Source organism: Polaribacter atrinae, assembly GCF_038023995.1.
GTDB classification, from domain to species: Bacteria; Bacteroidota; Bacteroidia; order Flavobacteriales; family Flavobacteriaceae; genus Polaribacter; species Polaribacter atrinae.
This window is the reverse complement of sequence record NZ_CP150660.1, coordinates 3,198,037-3,217,215: the sequence shown is the minus strand read 5'-3', so window position 1 is coordinate 3,217,215 and position 19,179 is coordinate 3,198,037. Positions and strand designations below refer to the sequence as shown.

General features: G+C 30.4%; 15 protein-coding genes. 11 read left to right on the top strand and 4 right to left on the bottom strand.

Translation table 11 applies throughout. The features are described 5' to 3' along the window. The first annotated feature begins 4 nt into the window (after positions 1-4). The 4 genes from WG945_RS14015 to WG945_RS14000 all read left to right on the top strand — a co-directional run bounded on the left by WG945_RS14015 (position 5) and on the right by WG945_RS14000 (position 4,784). Positions 5-1,438, top strand: a complete 1,434-nt coding sequence (locus WG945_RS14015; RefSeq protein WP_394364777.1) for a cellulose synthase family protein — start codon at positions 5-7, stop codon at positions 1,436-1,438. Further along, entirely contained in the window at positions 1,438-2,856 is a 1,419-nt protein-coding gene (locus tag WG945_RS14010) for a mannosyltransferase (protein ID WP_068450996.1), read from the top strand. Before WG945_RS14015 ends, WG945_RS14010 begins: the two co-directional genes overlap by 1 nt. 62 nt (positions 2,857-2,918) lie before the next feature. After that, positions 2,919-3,947 (top strand): LacI family DNA-binding transcriptional regulator, encoded by a 1,029-nt coding sequence (locus WG945_RS14005; RefSeq protein ID WP_068450999.1) that lies wholly within the window; start codon positions 2,919-2,921, stop codon positions 3,945-3,947. A 24-nt stretch (positions 3,948-3,971) separates the two neighbouring features. Further along, on the top strand, positions 3,972-4,784 hold the full coding sequence (locus WG945_RS14000; RefSeq protein WP_068451002.1) for a Cof-type HAD-IIB family hydrolase: 813 nt from the start codon (positions 3,972-3,974) through the stop codon (positions 4,782-4,784). 10 nt (positions 4,785-4,794) lie between these two features. On the opposite strand, the gene WG945_RS13995 is transcribed toward WG945_RS14000, so the two are convergent. Both WG945_RS13995 and WG945_RS13990 read right to left on the bottom strand, forming a co-directional pair. Continuing rightward, the gene (locus tag WG945_RS13995; RefSeq protein ID WP_068451005.1) at positions 4,795-5,637 is read right to left on the bottom strand and encodes a glucosaminidase domain-containing protein; all 843 of its coding nucleotides are present in this window, start codon (positions 5,635-5,637) and stop codon (positions 4,795-4,797) included. Then, positions 5,634-6,593: a 1-aminocyclopropane-1-carboxylate deaminase/D-cysteine desulfhydrase gene (locus WG945_RS13990; RefSeq protein WP_082864269.1), complete on the bottom strand. Its 960-nt coding sequence runs from the start codon at positions 6,591-6,593 to the stop codon at positions 5,634-5,636. The genes WG945_RS13995 and WG945_RS13990 overlap by 4 nt, the downstream gene beginning before the upstream one ends. Positions 6,594-7,218: 625 nt before the next feature. On the opposite strand from WG945_RS13990, the gene WG945_RS13985 reads away from it, so the two are divergent. The 3 genes from WG945_RS13985 to WG945_RS13975 are packed head-to-tail and all read left to right on the top strand — an operon-like array spanning position 7,219 to position 10,575. Continuing rightward, positions 7,219-8,664: a RimK family protein gene (locus WG945_RS13985; protein WP_068451008.1), complete on the top strand. Its 1,446-nt coding sequence runs from the start codon at positions 7,219-7,221 to the stop codon at positions 8,662-8,664. Between the two features lies 1 nt (position 8,665). After that, entirely contained in the window at positions 8,666-9,898 is a 1,233-nt protein-coding gene (locus WG945_RS13980) for a glutamate-cysteine ligase family protein (protein ID WP_068451011.1), read from the top strand. A gap of 2 nt (positions 9,899-9,900) precedes the next feature. Next, positions 9,901-10,575 carry an N-formylglutamate amidohydrolase gene (locus WG945_RS13975; protein WP_068451013.1) on the top strand — a complete coding sequence of 225 codons (675 nt, stop codon included), beginning with the start codon at positions 9,901-9,903 and terminating at the stop codon, positions 10,573-10,575. Between the two features lie 102 nt (positions 10,576-10,677). Here the strand turns inward: WG945_RS13975 and WG945_RS13970 are convergent, their stop codons facing one another. Further along, positions 10,678-13,227: an adenosylcobalamin-dependent ribonucleoside-diphosphate reductase gene (locus WG945_RS13970; RefSeq protein ID WP_068451015.1), complete on the bottom strand. Its 2,550-nt coding sequence runs from the start codon at positions 13,225-13,227 to the stop codon at positions 10,678-10,680. Between the two features lie 434 nt (positions 13,228-13,661). Between WG945_RS13970 and WG945_RS13965 the strand changes: the two genes are divergently transcribed. The 4 genes from WG945_RS13965 to WG945_RS13950 all read left to right on the top strand — a co-directional run bounded on the left by WG945_RS13965 (position 13,662) and on the right by WG945_RS13950 (position 17,802). After that, the gene (locus WG945_RS13965; RefSeq protein WP_068451018.1) at positions 13,662-14,654 is read left to right on the top strand and encodes a tetratricopeptide repeat protein; all 993 of its coding nucleotides are present in this window, start codon (positions 13,662-13,664) and stop codon (positions 14,652-14,654) included. A 184-nt stretch (positions 14,655-14,838) separates the two neighbouring features. Next, complete coding sequence (locus WG945_RS13960) at positions 14,839-15,825, top strand: SMODS domain-containing nucleotidyltransferase (protein WP_068451023.1); 987 nt, start codon at positions 14,839-14,841, stop codon at positions 15,823-15,825. Continuing rightward, the gene (locus WG945_RS13955) at positions 15,818-16,738 is read left to right on the top strand and encodes an S-4TM family putative pore-forming effector (protein WP_068451026.1); all 921 of its coding nucleotides are present in this window, start codon (positions 15,818-15,820) and stop codon (positions 16,736-16,738) included. The genes WG945_RS13960 and WG945_RS13955 overlap by 8 nt, the downstream gene beginning before the upstream one ends. Before the next feature lie 452 nt (positions 16,739-17,190). Beyond that, complete coding sequence (locus WG945_RS13950; protein ID WP_068451029.1) at positions 17,191-17,802, top strand: hypothetical protein; 612 nt, start codon at positions 17,191-17,193, stop codon at positions 17,800-17,802. Positions 17,803-17,943: 141 nt separating this feature from the next. On the opposite strand, the gene WG945_RS13945 is transcribed toward WG945_RS13950, so the two are convergent. Then, positions 17,944-19,122 (bottom strand): AIR synthase related protein, encoded by a 1,179-nt coding sequence (locus WG945_RS13945; protein ID WP_068451176.1) that lies wholly within the window; start codon positions 19,120-19,122, stop codon positions 17,944-17,946. Between the last annotated feature and the right edge of the window lie 57 nt (positions 19,123-19,179).

Genomic DNA, 19,179 nt, shown 5'->3' with positions numbered 1-19,179 from the left:
TTTTATGTATGCATTAGCGCAATTAAACTTACTTTTAAACTATTTAAAGTCGAGAAAAAAAGTAGACAACTCAGAAAAATTTGATTTTTCTAATACTAACGAGATTCCGTTTATTACAATACAACTCCCCATTTACAACGAATTGTATGTGATGGAACGTTTGTTAAAAAACATTGCTAAGTTAGAATATCCAAGAGAAAAGTTAGAAATTCAAGTTTTAGATGATTCTACCGATGAATCTGTAGAGATTACAGCTAAACTTATCAAAGAAATTCAATCGTTAGGAATAGACATTCAACACACTAGAAGAAGCAATAGACAAGGCTTTAAAGCAGGGGCATTAAAAGAAGGTTTAAAAACAGCTAAAGGAGAATTCATTGCTATTTTTGATGCAGATTTCTTACCAGAACCAGATTGGTTATACAAAACAGTACCATATTTTAAAGACTCACAAATTGGTGTTGTTCAAACTCGTTGGGGGCATATTAACAGAGATTATTCTACGCTTACAAAAATTCAAGCTTTTGCTTTAGATGCACACTTTACATTAGAACAAGTGGGTAGAAATAGCCAAGGACATTTTATCAACTTTAACGGTACTGCTGGTGTTTGGAGAAAAGAATGTATCTATGATGCTGGTAACTGGGAAGGTGATACCCTTACAGAAGATTTAGATTTAAGTTATAGAGCACAATTAAAAAACTGGAAATTTAAATACTTAGAAGAAGTAATAACTCCCGCTGAATTACCGGTCGTTATTAGTGCTGCTAGATCTCAACAATTTAGATGGAATAAAGGTGGTGCAGAGAATTTTCAGAAAATGATGAAACGTGTTATTAAAAGTAAAAACGTTCCGTTTAAAACTAAAATTCATAGTTTATTACACTTATTAAACAGTTCTATGTTTACGTGTATTTTCTTGGTAGCAGTTTTAAGTGTACCAATGTTGTACATAAAAAACGAATACGAGCATTTAAAGGTTTACTTTTATGTAATGAGCTTTTTTGTAATAAGCTCACTCATCTTTTTTGTTTGTTATTGGTTTATGTTTAAAGCAATATATGGTGGCGGATTTATAAAGTTTATAAAATATATTGGATCATTTTTTACCTTTTTCTCAATAGCAATGGGCTTTTCTTTACACAACACAATTGCTGTTTTAGAAGGTCATTTAGGTAAAAAAAGTGAATTTATTAGAACTCCAAAATTCAATATTAATGGATTAAAAGGAGAATGGAAAAGCAATAAGTACATTAAGAAAAAGCCATCTTTTCATGTAATTTTAGAAGGTATATTGGCTATTTACTTTGTTTTTGGAATGTATAGTGCATTTATCGTGGGAGACCAAGGTGGAGATTTTGGGTTATTTCCTTTTCACTTAATGCTTTTTATTGGGTATAGTTATGTATTCGTCAAATCAATATTCTCTAAAGCTTAATGTCGTCTTTTACCAAATACAAAGACGTATTCCTAATTTTAATTAGCACACTTTTATATGTAACTTTTGCTTATTACTTAGAAAGAACAGAATTCTATAAACTTTTATTTTTATGGTTTTCACTTTTTACTTGTTTCTTTTTTTTGATCAAAAGCAAATCTATAAACACATCAACTTTAATTGGATTAGTTATTCTTTTTAGGTTGATTTTCCTCTTCGCTATCCCAAATTTATCTCAAGATTTCTACAGATTTATTTGGGATGGACGTATGATTCTTGAAGGATTAAATCCGTATTTATCATTACCAGAAACGTATATAAAGCAAGGCATTCATCCTATTCCTGAAACATCTAATTTATACGCAGGTATGGGGGAGATGAATGGAAGTCATTATACCAACTACCCACCTATTAACCAACTTTGTTTTATAATTGCTGCTTTATTTGCTAGTAAAAGTATTTTTGGTTCTATTGTAGTTTTAAGGCTGATTATTATTCTTGCAGACATTGGAATTCTGTATTTCGGAAAGAAACTACTAGAAAGATTAAACTTGCCTGTAAAAAACATTTTTTTGTATGCATTAAATCCATTTATAATTATAGAAATGACGGGGAACTTGCATTTTGAGCCGGTTATGTTATTTTTCTTAATTTGGAGTTTATACAAATTACATCAGCAAAAATGGATATGGGCCGCAGTACTTTTAGCTTGTTCTGTTTCCGTAAAGTTAATTCCGCTATTGTTTTTACCCTTGTTTTTTCAATGGTTTGTTCAAAAATCTTCTAATAAAAAAGAAGTTACTTCTTCGAACACTACTCGTAATAGTTTTGGTTTAAAATGGATTCCTAGCTTTTCAGGAATAAAAAAACTTATAGGGTTTTATGCAATAACATTAACAACAATCATCATTCTATTTCTTCCTTTTTATTCATCCGAATTCATTAATAATTATGCTAATTCTGTTGGTTTATGGTTTAGAAACTTTGAATTTAATGCCAGTTTTTATTATATTTTTAGAGAAATTGGATACCAGTTTAGAGGCTATAATGAGATTGCAATTATTGGAAAAATCACCCCTATTTTAACCATCTTATTTCTTATAATCATCACATTTTTTAGGCAAAATAAATCGATGATTCAATTAATCACAGCATTGTTATTCGGATTGTGTTTTTATTATTTTACCGCAACAACAGTACATCCTTGGTATCTAGCAACACCTTTAGTTTTATCTGTTTTTACCAAATATCGTTTCCCTGTAATTTGGACAATCGTAATTATTTTTAGCTATCAAGCCTACGCAAACACTCCTTGGAAAGAAAACCTCTGGTTTGTTGGTATAGAATACGTTATCCTTTACGGTTTCCTAATTTTTGAACTTCTAAAGAACCGACAATATTATAAAATTGTAAAATAATTATTTTATAACTCAACTATGATGGGAATTTTGTATTTTAGTCTTTAATTTTTGAATCAAATATGAAAAGACTTACCATCAAAGACATTGCTAAAGAATTTAATGTTTCTATTTCTACTGTTTCTAAAGCACTTAACGACAGTTATGAAATAAGCGTAAGTACAAAAGATAAAATTCAAAAATACGCTAAAGAAAAAAATTACAAACCGAACTTTAATGCATTAAGTTTAAAGAATAGGCAAACCAAAACAATCGGAATTATAATTCCGAATATGTTAAATTATTTCTTTGCACAGGTATTTAACGGTATCGAAAAAGTTGCTAACGACAGAGGTTATAAAATAATTTCATGTATTTCTAACGAGTCTTTTAAGAAAGAAGTAGAAACAATTGAAATGCTTTCTAACGGAAGTATAGATGGTTTTATATTATCTCTTGCAGAAGAAACAGTTTCTAAAGGAGATTATAAACACTTTCAAGAAGTTTTAGACAATGATACTCCAATCGTTATGTTTGATAGAGTTGCAGATAAATTAAAATGCGACAAAGTAGTTACAGATAATTTTGACAGCGCTAGAAGCACTGTTTCCTATTTAGTAAAATCTGGTCATAAAAATATTGCCTTTATTTCTACAATGAATAATTTAGATATTGGAAGAAGAAGACAATTAGGATATTTAAAAGGTTTAGAAGATTACAATATTAAAGCCGAAAAAAACCTTATTATAAATATAGATGACAACTATAAAAACTACGAGAATATTTTAACTCCTATTTTTAAAAATAACACCATAGACAGCGTTATTGCTACAGATGAATCTTCTGCTATTGCAGCTATGAAAGTAGCCATAAAACAAGGACACAAAATTCCAGAAAACTTTTCTGTGATTTCATTTTCTAACGGAATTCTAGCAAGGCACTCTAGCCCAAGAATGACAACAGTTAGCCAACACGGAGAAATTATGGGAGCTACAGCTGCAGAAATGCTTATCAACCGATTAGAAGACAAGTCTAAGGTGAAGAAAAAGCATGAAACTGTTATTGTTAAGACAGATTTAGTTGAAAGAAATTCTACTAAAAATATATTATAAACACACATCTTTAGCGTACATACAATGAATTTATCTAAAGTAAAATTAGTAGTTTCTGATATGGATGGAACACTACTAAACTCTAAAGGGGAAGTAAGCACCTTATTCTTCGAACTATTTGAACAACTAAAAGAAAATAATATTATTTTTTGTGCTGCAAGCGGAAGGCAATACAATAGTATCGTCTCTAAATTAGCAGCCATTAAAGATGATATTTATGTAATTGCAGAAAATGGTGGAATAGCGAAAAAAAAAGAAGAACTACTTGTTTTAAATTTACTTTCTGCAGATAAAATTAAAAAGATTCTTCCCGTTTTAAAAACTATCAAAAATTCTCAGGTAGTTTTATGTGGAAAAGATGGGGCATTTATCGATTCTAAAAATGAAGAATTTATTGATTTGTTTCAAGAATATTATACCAAGTACAAAATTGTAGAAGACTTAAACAGCATTGTAGATAAGGAAGATTTCTTAAAAGTAGCCATTTATCATTTTACATCTTCAGAAGAATATGTGTACCCAATTATAAAGGATTTAGATGATGAATTACTCATTAAAATCTCCGGAAAAAATTGGTTAGATATTTCTGATAAAAAAGCAAATAAAGGAAACGCTTTAAGAAAGGTGCAACAGATTTTGAATATCACTAAAGAAGAAACGATGGTTTTTGGTGATTACCATAATGATATCGAAATGTTAGGAGAGGCAGATTTTAGTTTTTCTATGAAAAACGCTCACAAAGACATCACAAAAATTGCCAATTACACTACCGAAAGTAACGATAATTATGGCGTAGAAAAAGTATTAACAAAATTGATAGCAAGCAAATCTAAATAACAAGCTTACTTTATCTAGTAAGCAAGTGTTGCCCAATAGAAATTGTATTATCTGTTAAGCCGTTAATTTCTTTAAGAACCTCAACACTTGTATTAAATTTTCTAGAAATAGAATACAGCGTATCTCCTTTTTTAACTTCATAGTATTTACTAATAGTTTTTTGGAGACCTTTATCCTCTATCACAACTTTTGTATTTTTATGATCAACATTAAAGCCATTGCTTTTAATTTTATCAAATTCATGCAACCTGTAGTCTTCAATAATTTTGATAAGTTTATTTGGGTATTTTTTATCTGTAGCGTATCCTGCTTTTCTTAACCCTCTAGCCCAACCTTTATAATCATCACTGCGATAATTAAACAAAAAAGCATACCTTCTTCTTTGTGTTAAAAATGCAGAATGATCACCATAAGAAGATTCTACATATTGGTATTTTCTAAAGCATTCTCCTTTATGATCATCGTCATGATAAACGCGTTGTCCTTGCCATTCACTATGACATTTTACACCAAAGTGATTGTTCGATTTTAAAGCCAATTCACTCCTTCCTCTACCCGATTCTAAAATACCTTGGGCTAACGTAATACTAGCAGGAATTCTATGCAAATGCATTTCTTTAACAGAAACTGCTGCATATTTTCTAATATAATCTAAAGTTTGTTTATTTAAATTTGAGTTTTTAGTTATTAAATCCTTAGTTCGTTCTACTTCACTTGATGTAGGTATTTTTACAGGCTTCGGTTCATTTAAAACAACACCAGCATCCTTTTTAGTTCTACTAGCTTTTTTGCTAGACCCACAACTTGATAAAATTAATAAACTAACACAAAATAATACAACTCTTAACTTCATATACTTTTAATTATTGGCTCATTTTTCTTTTCTAACATCTGGTTAAATCCAGCAATTCCCTGAATTCCTCCTGTATGAATTGCTAAAATCTTAGTTCCTTCAGCAAAAAAATCTTTTTTAATTAAATCTACAATACCAAACACCATTTTACCCGTATAAATAGGGTCTAATAGAATGCCTGTTTTATCTGTAAAATCATTAATAAACGTAATTAATTCTTCACTATGCTTGGCATAACCTCCAAAATGATATCCTTTTTGTAATTTCCAATTATCATTCTTAATGGTATATTTTTTTATTTCTTCGGATAAAAAGTTTCCTTTCAACGCAGGGAAACCTAATACCTTTTGTTTTCTTTTTAACGTTTTTATCAAACCAGCTAACGTACCTCCAGTACCAACTGCAGCACATAAGTAATTAAACTGAGCATCTTCTTTTGTTAAAATCTCTTCACAGCCATTCACTGCTAAAAAATTTGTTCCTCCTTCTGGAATTAAATAAAAATCACCCCATTTATTTTTCATTTTTTCAATAAAACCAAACGACGTTTTTTGTCTGTACAGTTCTCTAGAAACAAAATGGAATTTCATTCCGTGTTCATGAGCAACCTTTAACGTTGGGTTTTCTTCTAAAGTTTGTTCTAGATTTTTACCCAATTCTTCTCCCCTAATAATACCAAAAGTTTTTAAACCTTCCATTTTACCAGCAACCGCAGTCGCTACAATATGATTAGAATAAGCACCTCCAAAAGTAAGTACCGCCTTCTTTTTAAGCTTTTTAGCTTCTTCTAGATTGTATTTTAACTTTCTAAATTTATTACCTGAAACAAAAGGATGGATTAAATCTTCTCTTTTTATAAAAAGTTCTATATTTTTTTCTTCTAAAATAGGAAGAAAAACTTGTTGGTTTTTAGCGATAAAATCACTCTCGAAAAAAGTATTGTTTGTATTACTCAAGGTTAAGAATTTGTTACGGCAAAAATAACAGATATTATCTTGATAGCTACATAATCTTGACTTTTTAAAGCAAAAACTATAACATAACTTATATTCTTAGAAAAAAGAGAGTCAAAATGCCTTTAAATTAAATGCTTACCTAAAAAACGTACTCTAAAAAAGCCTCCGAATAGTAATAAAAGATAGAAACTATTCAATTTAGATTTTTAAAAACAGGTTCTAAAGACAGAAATAAGCAATTAATTCATGATGGAATTATAAAGAAACGCCTAATCTAAATAAAACAAAAAGAGATGAAATAACTGTTTTTACTATAAAAATAAAGAAGAACGTATACATTTAAAACCAACAGAAGAAAGAGAAATAATTCTTTTAAATAAAGATTTGTCACAATCTACAATCGTAAACTAAACATCTGATTCATTTTCAGCGATAATAAAACTTGAAACAACAAAAAAAACAGCACCTTAAAACGCAAAACGTTATTAAAAACAACACCCTTATCTTCTGTTATCATGAAAGTTAACAACAAAAAAATAATTACATTTTTTTTTCAACTTTTGTAATTGTAATCAAAAAAAAGTATAATTTTACTTAAAATATATATCGCGATTATGCTTCTTAAATGAACAAATACATTGTTGCCAATCAACCTGAAAAATGGCTTTTTTCGATTGATAATATTACCGTAATTTCCTCACAAGAATATCTTACCAATCCAAAATATTCTACTATAAAAAAAGCTAGAATATTTAACCTTTGTAAAAACTACAGTTACCAATCTAAAGGATACTATGTTTCTCTATTAGCAGAAGCGAGAGGTCATTTAGCCGTCCCTACTGTAAAAAACATTGTAGATTTAAAAACACTGAAACTTGTAAAGATAGTTTCAGAAGAATTTGATGATGAGATTCAACAAAGTTTAAAAAACATCAAATCAAGGTCCTTTACTTTAAGTATTTATTTTGGTCAAAATGTTGCTCAAAAATACAAAGGATTAAGCAGCTTGTTTTACAAACATTTTCAAGTACCTTTTTTACGTGTAAATTTTAATTTCAACAATAAGTGGAACATACAAGGTATCAAAGCTATTTCTGAATCTGAAATACCAAATGAACACCTAGAAAGTGTCTATGAATTTGCCAACCAGTATTTTTCTAAAAAACGATATGACACGCCTAAGTTAGCAAAATCTGATTTTGATTTGGCCATTTTGGTAGACCCAAATGACCCTGCGCCACCAAGTAATGCCAAAGCCCTAAAAAAGTTTATTGATATTGCTGAAAAGATGAACATCTATGCAGAAATTATTGAACCAAAAGACCTCAGCAGATTGTCTTCTTTTGATGCTTTATTTATTCGTCAAAGTACAGAGGTAAATAACGAAGCATATGCCTTTGCACGCAAAGCGCAGCAAGAAGGAATTGCTATTATTGATTATCCTGATGCTATTTTAAAATGCTGCAACAAGGTTTTTATGGCAGAAGCTTTAAACAATGCCAATATAGCAACGCCAAAAACAATTATTGTGCATAGAGATAATATAGGTGATGTGCTTAACAAAGTTGGTTTGCCTTGTGTATTAAAAGCACCTGATTCTACTTTTTCTTTTGGTGTAAAAAAAGCAAAAACAGAAAGTGAGTATACTGATTTAGTCAATGAAATGCTTAAAGAATCTGACCTTATCATAGCACAGGAGTTTTGCCCTTCTGATTACGATTGGAGAATTGGTATTATTGATGATAAACCGTTTTTTGCTTGTAAATATTACATGGCAAAAGGGCATTGGCAAATATATAACTGGAATGCTAAAAAGAAAAAAGAACAAGATGGTGATGCTGATTGTTTACCGATAGAAAAAGTGCCTAAAAAAGTTTTAGACATGGCTTTAAAATCGGCAAGAATTATGGGAAAAGGTTTGTACGGAATAGACATTAAAGTTGTAAACAACAAACCGATGGTTATTGAAATTAACGACAATCCAAATGTAGATTTTGGTGTAGAAGATGCCTTTTATGGCGATGTAGTGTATACAGAAATTTTATCAGCATTAAAAAAACGATTAGAATAAAATGGGAACAAAATATAAATTGTTTGAGGTTTTTGGTATTGAGTTAGAATACATGTTAATTAATGACACCACTTTTAAAGTTGCACCAATTGTAGATATTTTATTGACAAAAAAAAATGGAGAACTTACTTCTGATATTGATAATGGAGCTATTGCCTGGAGCAACGAATTGGTTGCACATGTTGTGGAAATAAAAACAAACGGACCTACCGCAGACCTTACCAACTTATCGGAAGAATTTCATAAAAATATTCTAGAAATTAATGCTATTTTAAAACCGTTAGACACCAAATTATTACCAACAGCTTGCCATCCTTTAATGAATCCTTTGCAAGACACACAACTATGGAAACACAGTTATAGCGAGGTTTATGAGTTATATAACCGAATTTTTAATTGCAAAGGTCACGGCTGGTCTAATGTACAAAGCACACATATTAACTTACCTTTTTATGATGATGTTGAATTCGAAAAACTACATGCTGCCATTCGTGTTATTTTACCGTTAATTCCGGGTTTAAGCGCAAGTTCACCTATTTTAGAAGGTAATTTTACGGGTTTTAAAGACACCCGATTAGAGTATTATAAAACCAATCAAAAAGAGATTCCGGAAATGACAGGAATGGTGATTCCTGAACAAGTGTTTTCTAAATCAGCTTATCATAAAACGATCTTTGATCCTATTAAAAAGCAAATTAAACAACACGATACCAATAACATTTTAGACCATCATTTTCTAAATTCTAGAGGTGCCATTGCGCGTTTTGATAGAAATGCCATAGAAATCAGATTAGTAGACATACAAGAATGTCCAAAAGCAGATATTGCTATTTGTGTGTTGATTATTGAAGTTCTAAAACAATTGGTAAATGGAAAATTAGCGAGTTTAGAAATTCAAAAAAGCTGGAACGAGCAAGATTTGTTCAATATTTTAAACCCAATTATTAATGAAGGTGAAAACTATAAAATCAGCAATAAAGAATACTTAACTCTTTTTAATCTTTCTGATGATTCCACTGTAAAAGAAGTATGGAAACATCTTTTTGAATTGGTCAAAGAAAATATTTCTGAGAACTACCAAGAAGCTTTAACGATTATTTTTGCACACGGAACACTCGCAACAAGAATTGAAAATGCACTTGCTGCTGATACTTCGGATAAAAATATTATAAACGTTTATACACAATTAGCAAATTGCTTAGAAACCAACACGCTATTTATCTCAAGTAAATAGAAATGAAATTGGTAATAACCTGTGAACATGGAGGAAATGAAATTCCAGAAAAGTTCCATACTCTTTTTAGTGATAAAGAAATTCTAAATACCCATAGAGGTTATGATTTAGGTGCTTTAGATGTTTTTAATACGCTAAAGCACTTAGCAATTTACACAAATTACAGCACAACAAGTAGATTGTTCATAGAGCTAAATAGATCTCTTTGGCATAAAAATTTATTTTCTGATTTTACAAAAAAACTATCCGATTTAGAGAAAAAAGACATTATTAAAACTTACTACAACATCTATAGAAAGTCCGTAAAAAATGAGATTGAAACACTTATTACCAACCAGAATACTGTTGTACACCTTTCTATACATTCGTTTACACCTATTTTAAATGATAGTCTTCGAAATTGTGATATTGGCCTTTTATACGACTCCTCAAATCAACAAGAAAAAAAGATAGCGTTACAACTTAAAGAGGCTTTGCATAGGATAAATTCGAAATGGCATGTGCGTTTTAATTATCCCTATCTCGGAAAAGCAGACGGATTTACAACGTATTTAAGAAAGCGTTTTAAAGAAAATTACATCGGAATTGAGATTGAAATAAATCAGAAATACTCGAAAAAGAACATCATGAATTCTCAGTTAAAAGAAGATTTACAAAAAGCGATTGCTTCTTTATAAAGCTTCATAATCAGAAAGAATTAAAAAGAATTAAAAAATTCAAACAAAAAAAACGCCAAATACTTAAAAAGCATTTGGCGTTTTTATTTCATGTATAAAATTCTATCCACATTTAGAAGAACCACAATCTTTACAAGTTAAACAACCTTCTTGATAAATTAAATTGGTTGAATCACAATTATCACACGTATGCCCTTTCACTTCCGTACCATCTTCTACATAACGCTTTAAAGCGCGCTGCACTCCGTTTTTCCAAGTACTTATAGATTCGGAATCAAACTGTAAACTTTGTATCAATTCTACAATTTTATCAATTGGCATTCCATGACGAATGGTACCAGAAATTAATTTTGCATAGTTCCAAAATTCTGGATTAAACTTATGAGACAATCCTTCTATCGTTGTTTTGTATCCTCTTTTATTTTGATATTGAAAATCGTATCTAGTAAGTCCTTCTTCGTTTTTATTTTTAATAATCAATCCTTTGTCTACCCAACGCGGAATTAAAATTCCGTCTTCATCGTCTGTTAATCCTGTAAAAATTTCATAAGGTCTGTTATCAACCAAACCAACAAAAGCAATCCATTTTTCTTTTTGATTTTGAAAACGAACCACATCTGCTTCTAAAATTTGAGGACGTTTCTTAGAGAAAGTAGACGATGTTATTTTAGTTTCTTTCTTATCGTCTGCAGCAATTAGAACACCAGAACGAGATCCATCTCTATACACCGTTACACCTTTACAACCAACTTCCCAGGCTTTTAAATACAATTCGCCAACTAATTCTTCTGTTGCATCATTTGGTAAATTAACGGTAACACTAATAGAATGATCTACCCATTTTTGGATAGCTCCCTGCATTTCTACCTTGCTATTCCAATCAATATCATTAGAAGTCGCTTTGTAATATGGAGATTTTTTAACCAACTCATCTATTTCTTCTTGCGTAAAATTCTTTGAAGAATCTATGTTATTCACTTCCATCCATTGTTTAAAACGGTGATGAAAAACTACATACTCCTCCCAAGAATCACCAACCTCATCTACAAAATCGATACGTGCATCCTTATCATTCGGATTCACTTTTTTTCTACGCTTATACACAGGCATAAAAACAGGTTCTATTCCAGATGATGTTTGCGTCATTAAACTTGTAGTACCTGTTGGTGCAATGGTTAACAAGGCGATGTTTCTACGCCCATGCTCTAACATTTCATAATACAGTTTACTATCTGCTTCTTTTATTCTTAAAATAAATGGATTTTCTTTTTCTCTATCGGCATCAAAAATAGAAAACGCACCTCTTTCTTTTGCTAAATTTACAGAAGCTCTATACGTTTCAACACCTAATACTTTATGTACCTCGGTAGAAAAAGTATTCCCTTCTTTACTTCCGTAACGAATACCCAAAGCCGCTAACATATCTCCTTCTGCAGTAATACCAATACCGGTTCTTCTACCTTCAAAAGCTTTTTGTTTAATGTTTAACCATAAATTTCTTTCGGTAGCTTTTACTGTTTCCTCTTCTGGATCCTCTTCAATCTTTGCTAAAATTCCATCTATTTTTTCTAGCTCTAAATCAATAATATCATCCATCATTCTTTGCGCAATCACAATATGCTTTTTGAACAATTCAAAGTTGAATTCCGCCTTTTTTGTAAACGGGTTTTCTACATAAGAAAACAAGTTCATGGCTAATAAACGACAAGAATCATACGGACATAAAGGAATCTCACCACAAGGATTTGTAGAAACGGTTTTATACCCTAAATCTGCATAACAATCGGGTACCGATTCATTGATAATGGTATCCCAAAATAAAATTCCTGGTTCTGCAGATTTCCATGCATTGTGTACAATTTTCTTCCAAATTTTAGTTGCTTCAATTTCTTTGGTATACAAAGGGTTTTCACTAAACGTGGGATATTTTTGCAAATACGTTCCGTCTCCTTTTACAGCGTTCATAAACGCATCATCAATTCTTACAGAAACATTGGCTCCGGTAACTTTACCTTGCTCTAATTTTGCATCTATAAAATCTTCTGCATCTGGGTGATTGATAGAAACCGACAACATCAATGCACCTCTTCTACCATCTTGTGCAACTTCTCTTGTTGAGTTAGAATAACGCTCCATAAAAGGAACAATTCCTGTGGATGTTAATGCAGAATTTTTTACAGGAGACCCTTTAGGGCGAATGTGAGATAAATCGTGCCCAACACCACCTCTTCGTTTCATTAATTGTACTTGCTCTTGGTCTATTTTCATAATTCCTCCATAAGAATCAGACTCACCATTATTACCAATTACAAAACAATTAGACAAAGAAGCTATTTGAAAAGGATTCCCAATTCCTGCCATCGGACTTCCTTGAGGTACAATATATTTAAAGTTTTTTATAGCCTCAAAAATTTCTGATTCCGTTAAAGGGTTTGTATATTTTTGTTCTACTCTTGCTATTTCTGAAGCAATTCTTTGATGCATTTCATCAGGAGTGCTTTCATAAATAGTATCAGCAGAATCTTTCAAAGCATATTTATTTAGCCACACACTTGCAGCTAATTCATCTCCCTTAAAATAGTTAAGTGCAGCTTTTAAAGCTTCGTCTCTAGAATAAGTTTTTCGAGGTGTCATTACAGTATCTGATTTCATAGTAATTAAGAAGTTTTTGAGGAATAAATATCCCGCAAATATACAACCTAAAAGATGATAAAAATCATAAAGTTTCAAGAAAAAACAACTAAATAACTGATATATAGTGGATTAAAAACTTATGAACACTCAAAAGTTAACAAATAATTTTATTTTTATTGAATTATCAGTGCGTAAAATAAAGCTTCTAAATATCAGCATTTTAAAGTTGATTTTAGATTATTTATCTAGAAATTTAGCGTTTTTAACACTAAAAAAAACCTCTAAATCACACCTCTTTTACAAGATTACGCAAAACCGCAATTTAAACTACGGAAACCCGTAAACATAATCTTTTGTTTTGTCTTACTTTTATAGGAGCTATGGATTGGGGTAGGAAAAGTTTTTATTCTGATGTAAAGAGTTGGCTGTAATTTCGGATTGACAGAACTTAAATGAACATTAGTGCTTTAAAAGAACAACATAAAACAACAGAATTAATGACAATACTTTACATCATTGGAGGTTTAATAGTCGCTAGACTTTTATTCAATTCTATAAAGAGGAAAAAGGAAAGCAATACCCCATACTTAAAAATCAAGAAAAAACTTGATGAAGACTTATTACAAGCTAACTTTTCGGGAGATTGGAAAAGAAAACAAGAAATAAATCTTCATTTACTTTGGCTAAAAACATTAGATGAAGTCGAAAGTAGAGATATGTTGTTTGGTAGGCAAAAGAATGAAAATAAAGCAACTTTACTTGCCAAGTTAACTTTCGATGATATTAAATTCCCTTTAAAATGGAAATTGGATGACTTATATTGTTTTCCCTTTTCTCAAGAAATAATTTCTGCTTACGGAAAAGTTTTAGCGGAGAATAATTATAAAGGGATGTTCAAGCCAGATAGTATTCTTCCTGTTTCAAAAAATTACATAAGAAAGGCAATATTGTTCAACTTCGATTATTTCAATTTGAAGGAATCAATTTATGAAGTTCCAGACAAAGAAAAACGAATTGAAAATTTGAGCAGTATTAACATTTATCTTGACATGTCTTTCATTGATACAGACAATGACGACTTACCTCAGTCAGGACATGAAAATTACAAAGTGGGCAATGCAATTAAGAAAAAACTACCAACGCATAATGATTTGGAAGACTTTAATCTTATTGATTGGCGAACAGAAAAAGATTGGATAGTTCTTGGAATTAACTATGCTGACAAAGAACAGTATGATTCTGCTCTTGCCTGTTATGAACAAGTAAAAAAAATCAACCCTGACAGCAAGGATCTAAAATCAGTTCTTTCTTTGACATATCTACAAAAAGGTGAACAACATTATAAGAATAATGAAAGTGAACTGGCATTTGAGAATATAAAAAGGGCTGCTCAATTAAAAAACGAAAAAGCAATAAATTGGTTAGAAGTACATTCAAAAAATTAGTCGAATTAATTATGACAAATAAATAAAACTACAGGTAACATCGTGTATAAAAAATTGCTACTTTTAGCTTAATCAAAGTTAGTTGCATTTTTGTAAACTCCCATTTTCCTTCGGAAAATAGCCGTTCACTTTAAACGCCACTTTCCATAACACATCAACTTTGTACGAAATATAAACAAACCAAATGGCAACATCAGTAAATTCAGCTTTTAACGAATTTAATAACGACATAGTAAATCTTTTGAAAGATAGAACTGACAAAGCTCGCACAAGCCGAGACTGGTTGTTCACACAATTAAATGGATTAGATTCAAAAGAAGATTTAAATTTTCCCTTAAAAAACGAATCCAAACACGTCAATTTTGGTTCTTTTCAAAGAAAAACAAAAATTAGAGAATTAGATGATGTCGATTTAATGTTTTGCTTTAATGGAAATGGTGCGACTTATACAAAATACAATACCAACCACTATAAAATAAACACACCTAACACTGGGCAAAGATTGAAGAATTTATCTGACTCGGATATTTTAAATTCGAGAAGAGTAGTTAATAAAGTAAAAAACTCTTTATCACAAATTGGTCAATACAAATCGGCTGAACTGCATAGTCGCGGTGAAGCTGCTACATTGAGTCTTAATTCTTATGAATGGGTATTTGATATTGTTCCTTGTTTTTTCACAGATATAGATTTATATTTAATTCCTGATGGAAACGGAGATTGGAAACCAACTGACCCAAGAATCGACCAAAAAAGAGTTACTGATGCAAATCAAGCCAAAGATGGGAGAACATTACAATTAATAAGAATATTAAAATATTGGAATAGAAGAAATTCTACTTATACAACCGGCTCGTACTTATTCGAGAATATAGTTCTAAATTTTGCTAATTCTAAAACGGAATTGAGCCAATGGATAGATTTTGATATTAGAGATTTTTTCTATTACCTATCTTCTGCTATATTAAATTCAGTATATGACCCTAAGGGCTATCAAGGAGACCTAAATACATTTACATTTTCAGAAAAAATAGCAATATCTAAAAAAGCTGATTGGGCTTACGAAAAAGCTAAAGAAGCAGTATATGCAGAAACAAACGAAAAAGACCAACAAAAAGCAATAAATAAATGGCGAGAAATTTTCGGACCAGATTTCCCAACTTATGGCTAATAAAGGAAAAAAAATATTAAACCTACAAAACCAAGATAATCAAATTGATGATTTACTTGCCCAAAAAACTGTTTATTCTAATGCGAAAAATTATCAAGGTTTATTGATATTTATAACTGTACCGCTTCCAATAATCATTTCTATTATAGTAAAATTAGACCCAAAACTAATAGACCAATCAAGCTATATATTTGCTTTATATCTTGTCTTTGCTGCTATTGGCGAAAAAATTGTAGAAAAAATTGTAGAAAGATTAAAAAACATAGCAGCATCAATTCAAGAACAATTTGATTGTGAAGTTCTCGATATTCCAACAAATGAAACATTAAATTCACTTTTTATAGACAAGGAAACCATAAGAAGAAATTCAAAAAAAGCAAGAAAAAATAAATCTCTTGTTCAAAAAGTAACTAGTTGGTATTCTTTAAATCTTAAAGATGTAAAAACAAACATTGCAAGTTTACTTTGTCAAAGGACAAATATAACTTACGATTACTCCGTTAGAAAACGATATAAAAGTACTGTTCTAGTTTTGTCAATTCTTACCGTAGTTACACTTTTTTTATTATCGTTATTTAATGATTTGAGTTTACAAACATTTCTAATTGAAGTTATTTTACCTTCAATACCTGTGTTTATGTTTGCATATAAAGAAATCAATTCTAACACGGAATCAATTGACAATCTCAATCATTTGAGAAACTTAATAGAATCAAAATTAAATGATGTAAATATCAATTCGGAAATTGACCAAGAATTATTGAGAAAAATCCAAGATAGAATTTATCACAACAGAGTTTTAAGCCCATTAATCCCTGATTTTATATATTATTTTGTCCGAACTAAACTTGAGGACGAAATGAATTATTCGGTGGAAAAAAAACTAGAAATACTGCTTAAAACAAACAACTGACCTAAAAAAACAACTCTTTTCTTCAATAAATTTAGACACTATTATTCTAGGCTCATAATTCTATCAATTCCTATTTTGAGCTTTTATTTTTTATGTAATTACTATTTATTTTAATAAAACTGAAACGTTAGTTTCATCAATTTATCTAAAACTGCTATTAAAGTTAGTTTCTTGCTCTTATCGTTGGAATAATCTACACATATAATCGTAAAGGGGAATCTAAGTAGTTAATTTAATATTTAGCAATTCAGCCAAAGAAGGTTTTAAAAATATTTTCTGATTTGAAAAATAACTGTGGTTTACAAAAATGGGGCTAAAAAATTGATAAATTCAATAAAACAACATGTCTCCAAAATATTAAAAACACTAAATTTAAACATCAGAAAACTGCGGTTTAAACCCCAGAAATTCTCATAGACTAAACCATTCGAAAACATTAAAAACTAAAAAAAATGGCAGGAGGAGGAAGTATTCAAGGAATGAGAACTAGTTTGAGTAACAATAAAAGATTACTCAGAAAAAAAAGCCTGTTCAGACCTGAAAGGACTTTTCTTAGTCTTAAAAGTGAATATATTAAATCTGCAGGAGGTGAAATTGTATTAAAAAAAGCCACTAAAGCACAATTAAGAACTATTCGATTAAAGATTATAAAAGAAAGGGAGAGAAAATTTTATACTATATGTATCACGCTTCTTGTTCTGCTTTCTATAATAGGTTTAGTAACTTACAATGTTAGTCAGAATAACAATGTTACTAAAGCAGATGTTGAAAAAATTCAATTAAAAGATAAAGCTGAAAGAAGCCTTGTATATATTTTGAAAGGCGATAATTGGCTAAAAGAAAGAAGTTGGCACAATGCCATTTTCGAATATGAAATAGCGAATAAAATTTTACCAAACGATTATGTAATAAACCACCGATTAGCCAACGCATATAGTCTAAGATGTGAAAATGAATTTAAAGATTGTCTGAAAGGAAAAAAATTAGTTGATAGGTTGATAAAACAATTTCCTCAAAAAACTGAACTACTAGAATTAAGAGAACGTCTAGAATATGAATATTAATCAGTTTACTAAAACTCAAAAATTAGTCACTCTTTTAACAACTTATAAAATTCTATAGAAATTCTTAGTTCAAAACAAAAAAAACTCCAAATACTTTTAAAAGTATTTGGAGTTTTTTATATCCTTATTTTTTGATTTCTTTTAATATTCAAAGACACCAAACTCACTTGTAATGGTCAGTTTTTTAGTTGCTGAAGCTTCTACTCTACCCACAATTTTTGCATCTACATTAAACGATTTTGAAATAGCAATAATATCTTCTGCTATTTCTGGAGAAACATAAATCTCCATTCTATGACCACAGTTAAATACTTGATACATTTCTTTCCAATCTGTTTTAGATTGTTCTTGTATCAACTTAAATAAAGGCGGAATCGGAAACATATTGTCTTTTACAATATGCAACTCATCTACAAAGTGTAATATTTTTGTTTGTGCACCACCAGAACAATGAATCATTCCGTGTACAGTATCCGAATTAAATTCTGATAAGATTTTCTTAATTATTGGCGCGTACGTTCTTGTTGGAGACAATACCAATTTACCTGCATCAATAGGAGAGTTTTCTACCTTGTCTGTTAATTTTGTATTACCAGAGTACACTAAATCTTCAGGTACAGCAGCATCAAAACTTTCTGGGTATTTTTCTGCTAAATATTTATGAAAAACATCGTGTCTTGCAGAAGTTAATCCGTTAGACCCCATACCTCCATTGTATTCAGTTTCGTAACTTGCTTGTCCAAAAGATTCTAAACCAACAATTACATCACCTGCTTTTATGTTTGCATTATCTACAACATCTGTACGTTTCATTCTTGCAGTTACTGTAGAATCTACAATAATAGTTCGTACTAAATCGCCGACATCTGCAGTTTCTCCTCCGGTTGAATGAATCGTTACTCCAAAACCTTTTAAATCTTCGATTAATTCTTCTGTTCCGTTTATAATTGCTGATAAAACTTCTCCAGGAATTTTGCTTTTATTTCTACCAATAGTAGAAGATAACATAATATTATCTGTTGCACCAACACATAACAGATCATCAATATTCATGATTAAAGCATCTTGAGCAATGCCTTTCCAAACAGAAATGTCACCAGTTTCTTTCCAATACATATAGGCTAAAGAAGATTTTGTACCCGCTCCATCTGCATGCATTATTAGACAATAATCATCATCGTTTGTTAAATAATCTGGAACAATTTTACAAAATGCTTTAGGAAACAAGCCCTTGTCTATATTCTTAATTGCATTGTGTACATCTTCTTTTGATGCCGAAACACCTCTTTGTGCGTATCTTTTAGAAACTTCTTGACTCATGTTGTTGTGTTGTTGTTGCTGCAAATTTAACTTTCTTTTATGTGGCATCATAAAAAA

Excerpts from the sequence above, each read along its gene's own strand:
- WG945_RS14015 (WP_394364777.1), top strand. The coding sequence starts at position 5 with ATGTATGCATTAGCGCAATTAAACTTACTTTTAAACTATTTAAAGTCG.
- WG945_RS14010 (WP_068450996.1), top strand. The coding sequence starts at position 1,438 with ATGTCGTCTTTTACCAAATACAAAGACGTATTCCTAATTTTAATTAGC.
- WG945_RS14005 (WP_068450999.1), top strand. The coding sequence starts at position 2,919 with ATGAAAAGACTTACCATCAAAGACATTGCTAAAGAATTTAATGTTTCT.
- WG945_RS14000 (WP_068451002.1), top strand. The coding sequence starts at position 3,972 with ATGAATTTATCTAAAGTAAAATTAGTAGTTTCTGATATGGATGGAACA.
- WG945_RS13995 (WP_068451005.1), bottom strand. The coding sequence starts at position 5,637 with ATGAAGTTAAGAGTTGTATTATTTTGTGTTAGTTTATTAATTTTATCA.
- WG945_RS13985 (WP_068451008.1), top strand. The coding sequence starts at position 7,219 with ATGAACAAATACATTGTTGCCAATCAACCTGAAAAATGGCTTTTTTCG.
- WG945_RS13980 (WP_068451011.1), top strand. The coding sequence starts at position 8,666 with ATGGGAACAAAATATAAATTGTTTGAGGTTTTTGGTATTGAGTTAGAA.
- WG945_RS13975 (WP_068451013.1), top strand. The coding sequence starts at position 9,901 with ATGAAATTGGTAATAACCTGTGAACATGGAGGAAATGAAATTCCAGAA.
- WG945_RS13970 (WP_068451015.1), bottom strand. The coding sequence starts at position 13,227 with ATGAAATCAGATACTGTAATGACACCTCGAAAAACTTATTCTAGAGAC.
- WG945_RS13965 (WP_068451018.1), top strand. The coding sequence starts at position 13,662 with ATGAACATTAGTGCTTTAAAAGAACAACATAAAACAACAGAATTAATG.
- WG945_RS13960 (WP_068451023.1), top strand. The coding sequence starts at position 14,839 with ATGGCAACATCAGTAAATTCAGCTTTTAACGAATTTAATAACGACATA.
- WG945_RS13955 (WP_068451026.1), top strand. The coding sequence starts at position 15,818 with ATGGCTAATAAAGGAAAAAAAATATTAAACCTACAAAACCAAGATAAT.
- WG945_RS13950 (WP_068451029.1), top strand. The coding sequence starts at position 17,191 with ATGGCAGGAGGAGGAAGTATTCAAGGAATGAGAACTAGTTTGAGTAAC.
- WG945_RS13945 (WP_068451176.1), bottom strand. The coding sequence starts at position 19,122 with ATGAGTCAAGAAGTTTCTAAAAGATACGCACAAAGAGGTGTTTCGGCA.